Annotated in this window: 4 protein-coding genes; 3 read left to right on the plus strand and 1 reads right to left on the minus strand. The window is 54.4% G+C overall.

Going from position 1 to position 6865, the window contains the following annotated elements:
• Positions 1 to 726: Eco57I restriction-modification methylase domain-containing protein (locus ACTIEN_RS21520; protein WP_439525198.1), on the plus strand; the 726-nt coding region annotated here is incomplete at its 5' end.
• On the plus strand, positions 623 to 1435 hold the full coding sequence (locus tag ACTIEN_RS21525) for a TaqI-like C-terminal specificity domain-containing protein (RefSeq protein WP_439525199.1): 813 nt from the start codon (positions 623 to 625) through the stop codon (positions 1433 to 1435). The genes ACTIEN_RS21520 and ACTIEN_RS21525, both read left to right, overlap by 104 nt.
• Positions 1436 to 1560: 125 nt before the next feature.
• On the opposite strand, the gene ACTIEN_RS21530 is transcribed toward ACTIEN_RS21525, so the two are convergent.
• Entirely contained in the window at positions 1561 to 2088 is a 528-nt protein-coding gene (locus ACTIEN_RS21530) for a transposase (protein ID WP_439525200.1), read from the minus strand.
• 294 nt (positions 2089 to 2382) lie between these two features.
• Here ACTIEN_RS21530 and ACTIEN_RS21535 point away from each other — a divergent pair.
• On the plus strand, positions 2383 to 6865 hold a 4483-nt coding region (locus tag ACTIEN_RS21535), incomplete at its 3' end, for a Calx-beta domain-containing protein (protein ID WP_439525201.1).

Below are 6865 nucleotides of genomic sequence, written 5' to 3' on the forward strand. Positions count from 1 at the left end.
GACGTGGTTCTGGGCAACCCGCCCTATGTCCGCATGGAACACCTGAAGGCGCTGAAGCCCTATCTGGAAAAGCGGTATGAGGTGGTTTCCGACAGGGCCGATCTCTACTGCTACTTTTTCGAACGGGGCCTGCGCCTGCTGAAACCGGGCGGGCGGCTGGGGTTCATTTCCTCGAACACCTTCTTCAAGACCGGATCGGGCAAGCCCTTGCGCGGCTACCTGCTGCGCGAAGCGACCATCGAAGGCGTTGTCGATTTTGGCGATCTGCAAATCTTCGAAGGCGTGACCACCTATCCGGCCATCCTGACCATGAAACGCGGGGCCGCGCCCAAGAGGCATGAGCTGCGCTTCTGGAAGGTGGACGCCCTGCCAGAGGGTAACTTTCAGGCGACTTGGGGAAAGGCCGCAGGGCCGTATCCGCAGGGCGCTCTTGGGGCAGGGTCCTGGGAACTGGAAAACCCTGCTCTGCGCGCCCTACGCAACAAGATCAGGCAAGGCAAGAAGACGCTGAAGGACGTCTACGGATCACCGCTCTACGGTATCAAGACGGGTCTGAACGGGGCTTTTGTGATCGACAGCACCACCAAGGAACGCCTCTGCGCCCAAGACCCCCGATCTGCCGATGCTGATGAAGCCCTTCCTCGAAGGCAAAGACCTGAAACGTTGGCGGGCCGAACCGCGTGGCCTTTGGCTGATCTACATTCCTCAACGTCGGGTAAATATTGACGACTACCCGGCCATCCGGGATTGGCTGTTGCCCTTTAAGGACAAGCTCGAAGCCCGTGCGACGAAACAGGAATGGTTCGAACTTCAGCAGGCGCAGGAAGCGTATTCACCATTCTTCCAGCCACCGAAAATTGCCTACGGACATTTCCAAGATCAACCGATCTACTCGATGGAAACCACTGGGGCATACTCGAACAACAAGACCTACTTTATCCCAAATGGTGACTGGGACTTGCTGGAGGTCCTAAATTCCAAAGCGATCTGGTTTGATTTTTGTTCGAGGACGACTGCTGTTCGGGGTGGGTGGCGCGAAGCTACGGCGCAGCATATCGAACCATTGCCAATGCCTCCCATCACAGACACGGCCAAAACAGAACTAAGCCGATTGGCGGAAGGGGCCAGCAAGGCGGCACAGGAACGCCTGACCCTGCAAACTGCCCTGAAGCATCGACAATCGCAGAAGGCCAGCCGGGAAGAAATCGCAGCTCTTCGCGGTATCATCCGCCAAGACCGCGAAATCGGGCTGTTCGTGTCGTCTGGCGGGTTCACGCCCCAAGCCATGGCCGAGGCGCGCAACGGCACCGTGCATATCCAGCTCATGGACCTGGATAGCTTCCTCGAAAACTGGATGGCCTACTACGACAAGCTGGCCGAGGAAGACCGCGCCCTATTGCGTCTACGCCCCGTCTACTTCCTGTCGCCGAATTGAGTGGGCAGGAGGGCAGCATTGGCAGGCCCATGCAGGTCTTGGCTATCAGGGTCGGGTTCTGCTGCGAGGCGTCATCCAAGCGCTGGGTTTGATCATACGGCACCCATGACAAATGTGACATTATGTCATGGGTCAGATTGAAACATGCATCGCGGATGCAATCGATCGAGATTTCTAGCCGGCCAAGCATCAATGAACCAGAGGTTGAAGGGATCGCGAAATCCAGGGTTCAAGGCAAATCTGCAGTTTCCCCTCTGCCAAGGTTTGAGCCAGCAATGGAATCGACGCCCCTCCACGAACGCCCCCGAACGGGGTTCGGGTACAAGCCGAAAATCCCATCTGACCCCAGACCGGGTCGCCAGTCCCAACCCCATGAACCAGCGGTACAAGAGGATGTAGTGCATCTGGTCCATCACGTGCCGTTCGGCGCAACCAACGAACAGGACCTGGATCAGGCAGGCCCGGACAGGCCGTTCCGGCGGGATCGCGGGACGCCCGAGGTCACCGTAGACCGCAGTCAACTCGGCATCGCGACTGTTCGGGGTCTCGTCTACCCCCTGCCGACCATTGCGCCACGGGTGCTGTGCCGAGAAACGCTCTTGCAGATCAATGCGCCTGAACAGGACCACGCTTGCCTCCTCCGCACTGCGCATCAACAACCCCCGCACTTGTCGCGCCCAGGCTGAACCACGATCTCAAACCAATGTCGGAACGGCGCCATTGCAGCCGCCAGTCAACCATGTGACCTCGCGATATGACTCCCTTACAACGAGGGTTCTGAAACAACCCGCTTGTACAGCTCCCTAATCTGGTACAGTCTCACAGATGGGTGATGGGGGGAAGTGCCGATGGTCTCTGCCAATGACATTCGGACTGCAACGAATGTAGTTTCCGCAAATACGTTACTTGATGCTTGGTATTTGTCTCGCGAAGCATACAAGACTCCCTTGACTGCGAATCTGGCAAACGGCTGGCGCCTTCTCGACCGGCACGAGCTTGGCCTCGGTGATCGATCTTATGATCGCTATTTCTCTGGCCAATACCTCTACTCTAATCTTGACTTCGTTTGGTCCATCCTCGGCACTCGAGCACACAACTCGCAAGGGTTTGTGGCGGTCAACGAAAGAGGGCAATACGCGTTGGTTTTTAGAGGCACGGAACCCCTATTGACACCTAACGGAGCAAATGACTGGCTGAACAACGTTACGCTTCCATTTATAGATTTTGTTTACTCAGGGTTCTCACTCTTGATTAATTCATTCAAGAGCCTGTCGAGCAGCAGCGGACAGCAAGCCTATGTCTTCGGTCATAGTCTCGGCGGCGCAATGGTCGAGCGATTCATAAACAGCGAACCGGTGGCGAATTACAAGGGGGTAGCAATTGCATCACCTGGCCATCCTGGAATTCGATACAACTCCAATCTCTTGAACGTAAATCACTCAGGTGATCTAGTGGCGAACCTTTTTTCCAACGTTCCCGGCATCGGAGCCAACTCCGGCAGAATTGCGGAAATTGATTTGCCCCAAGTAAGCGGCACCATTGAGCACCGCATTGGAACCTACGGTGGAAGCATAGTTGACATCTGGAACAGTCAACTATGGCGCTACTTCGATGGACATAATATTGTAGCCCTCGGCTTCGGCGCTGGAATGATAGGCAATTCACAATCTTCCTCTCGAGCCTTTCTGATAGGCTCTGGTGGAGATGATGCGCTGTTTGGTGGCTCTGGTCGAGATCTGCTGTTTGGTAGCGGTGGAGACGATCGACTTTATGGAGGTGCGGGCAACGACACATTGAACGGAGGAGCCGGCAACGATACACTTTACGGAGGCTCCGGAACAGATACCGCCGTTTTCAAATATGGGTGGCAATTCTACAGGGGCCAGGGAACAAATCCCGAAGACTTTCGGGTTGTCGCTCTGCGTCATGAGCCAAGCAACGATCGCCTCATTAGTATCGAGCGCCTCGTCTTTGCTGACCGAACATTCGAATCAGTTGCCGACTATCTGGCACTCTTCTCTCCATCGCAGAGCCAACCGCCAGTCCGAGTGGTGGAAGAATTGGTTCAAGTTCAACCTCCAGCAATACCCGCGCCGGTTTTTCAGCCACCAACGCCTTCCGGCCTCCCTCAAATGTTCGTTGCAACGAGGAGTTTCGATGAAGGAAACGACGGCTGGCGCACTGTGCAGTTCGAGATAAACATTGATCGCGCAGCGCCAGCGCCGATAACTTTTCTGTTCATGACGACACCGGGACAGGGCTATGGCGCTGCGACTCAAGGGGTGGATTATGAATACACATTCCAAACAGTGACGATCCCTATTGGCGCCCGAACTGCTTGGGTGCCGCTACGCATCTTCGGTGACAGGGATGTTGAGCCTGATGAGTTCTTCAATATCATTGTCTCCAACTTGCAAGGCGCAGAGTTTTCGGGAGGTGGCCTTATCCGAACGGCGCAGGTATGGATCCGAAACGATGACGGTGTAGCCGCAGCTACTCCCCCAACTGAGCCCCCACCCCCACCTCCTCCACCCCGTGCACCCGCTGGGCCCGTGTATCTCACACTTGAAACAGAGCTACAAAGGTATGCCGAGGGAGCAGGCGGTGCATCGACAGAGTTCCGCTTCAACGTCGTGAAAACGGGAGACCTGTCGGTCGAAACTCGTTTTCGTGTGGAGGTCGAAGGCTGGGGCGCAGCGCCGGCGTCGCCGGACGACTTTGTCGGTGGCGCTTATCCTTCCGCTACGGTTCGGCTTCAGCCTGGAGAAAGCAGCTACACGTTTCGAGTTCGCGTTCAGAACGACAACATCCCGGAGCCCCATGAGACCTTCCGCGTCAATTTGATCCCAATCTCGCAGGGGGTCGCACTGTTCAATGATACTGCTATAGGAGTGATTCTGAACGATGACGGAACAACTTTACCTCCACCCAGCGGCGGAGCGGTGCACGTGTCTGTGTTTGCCTTGGACGCTGTCAAGGCGGAAGGGACTGATGTATACTTGGATGACGACGGTCAATACTACGCCTCTTCTACAACGCCATTCACCTTTGAAGTCGTAAGATCTGGGGATCTTAGTCAGGTGACCGCTGTCCGGGCGCACTGGCCCAGTCAACTTGGCGGAACACCTCAAGCCTTGATGAGTGATTTTGCACAGCCAGGGCAAACAGTTATCACTTTTAATCCTGGGGAAGAGCGGCAAACATTCGACATACCTGTATGGCGCGACAATGTAAATGAACCGGATGAACCATTCCTTGTTACCATAACTCCACATTCAAGCTACCCAAACGTAGTAATCGGTAAAGGTAGTGCACAAGGCATAATTCTCAACGATGATGGGCCGAATCCACCATTGGTCACACCACGGTTGACATTTGTACAGGACATTGGCGCGTCACAGACCATAACGATGTATGTTGACCTGTCCCACACGATGCCAATCCCTGTCACAATGAACTACCAGATTGGTTACAGATCAGGCCAACCCGGAGTCGCGGATCCGGGTATCGATTTTGTCGCCGAAAGTGGAGTTCTAACTATTGCTCCCGGGCAAATCATCGGCGAGGTTCCTATTACCATCTTGGGCGGAGCGGGTTCGGAAGATCTCAAAGCGGTAGTTGTAAGATTTACAAACCTAGTTAACGGCTACTTCGGGCGATCTGTAAGCGATTGGAGCGGCATCGCCGTCATTGCTGATGACGATGACCATAATCCATTTCCATCCGGATCAGAAATGCTGGCAGCGCAGGCGATTGAGTTAGGGGTCTTGCGGCAAGCAGACTGGCAGCGGGTAGATTACCATCTCGACGAGTTCTCCAAAAGGCATGTATATAGTTTTTCTTTAGAAGAACCTATCTCTGTTGCGATGACGGGCTCGGGCCCTTCGCTCATTTTTGATTCAAGCGGCACTATTCTTTCAAGCAATTTTGATTATTTTGATCAAGTTTACATAAGGGATATCGCTGGTGCAATTGCAGGCGGCGCAGCATTGCAGCCAGGCTCCTATTTCCTAGTCTTGGAAAGCTCCCCCGGCTTCGGATATTCGGAAGGTCCGGGCAGTTTCAATCTGATTGGCCTTCCTGATCTGGACCTTCCGCCTATCTTGTATATGGAGGGCCTTGGTAGTTCTGGGCCCAACGGATATTTCCCTGCGGGCTTTGGCCCTGAGAGTTCTGGCCAATTCTTTGTCGTGAGACTCACAGAACCTGTCGATAGGGACGTTTCTTTTGAGATCGAGTACCGTTCGGTTACTGCCATGGCGGGAGTGGATTTTCGAACTGATAATGCAGGTGAGTATGTTTTGTCAGCAGGTGAGACATCATTGACACTCTTCGTACCTCATATATCAGATGTCCTTCATGAAGGCCCAGAGCGTTTCGATGTTGTCCTCAAAAGTGTTATGGGCGCGGTCCTGCCGAATTTGTCTGATGAGTTGGTTCTAAGCCTAACGATAGTTGATGATGACCCGGATCCTGATCCGAATTTCTCTATTGATACTCTCTTGGCGGACAGGGCGGAGGGGGGCCCTGGCTCGTCTGTTCCGTTCACCTTTGAAGTCAGTCGTGCCCCTGCACATTCTACCCTAGGCGCATGGGTCGATTGGCAAGTAAGTGGCAGTGGACTCAACCCCGCAACACCGTCGGATTTTGTTGGTGGGATCTATCCATCTGGTCGACTGCATTTTGCGGCTGGCCAGTCGCGTGCCGTACTTGAAGTCATGGTAGCCGGTGATTCTTGGGCTGAACCAGACGAGACCTTTTCTGTTACGCTGGTGGGCGTCGCCCCAGGTTTTGGGGTCAGACGTGCGCAAGCGGAGGGTGTAATTAGAAATGACGATGGATCTGCAGGCGCGTTCTCATTGGGACCAGGAAGTGTGGAGGTTGGCGGTGACTATGCACTGGGCTTGGATATTCGAAACGCTTATCTGAAGGGTGACGGCACGGGAGTGCTGCTCGGCAATGATAGACCGAATGTTCTATCCGGAAACAATTCCCCCAATAGGTTGTTTGGTGCCGGTGGGGAAGATACGCTCTTTGGCTATGGCGGTGACGATGAGTTGTACGGAGGTGAGGGCAATGATCTTCTGTACGGTGGAAGTGGTGCGGATCGAATCTATGGAGGACCTGGTGAGGACTTCATTTATGGCGAGGATGGTAACGACACTTTATTCGGTGGCGCGGGTGATGACACCATCTTTGGGGGCTTAGGTCTAGACTTGATTTATGGAGGGGTTGGCGACGACGTTTTGCATGGTGACACTGGTGATGATGTTCTTTTTGGCGATGGCGGGAACGATACGATCTTCGGTGGAGCCGGTGATGATGTAGTTTATGGAGGCGATGGACTGGATTGGCTCTTCGGCGACGCAGGAAACGATACCCTGTTCGGTGGAGCCGGCAATGACACTCTGTTTGGCGGTCTAGGCAACG

Origin of the sequence: Marivita sp. (genome assembly GCF_051859345.1) — a bacterium.
In the GTDB taxonomy this organism is placed as follows: domain Bacteria; phylum Pseudomonadota; class Alphaproteobacteria; order Rhodobacterales; family Rhodobacteraceae; genus Marivita.

Bases quoted from the DNA above. Each gene is read 5' to 3' on its own strand.
- ACTIEN_RS21525 (WP_439525199.1), top strand. From the start codon at position 623: ATGCTGATGAAGCCCTTCCTCGAAGGCAAAGACCTGAAACGTTGGCGG.
- ACTIEN_RS21530 (WP_439525200.1), bottom strand. From the start codon at position 2,088: ATGCGCAGTGCGGAGGAGGCAAGCGTGGTCCTGTTCAGGCGCATTGAT.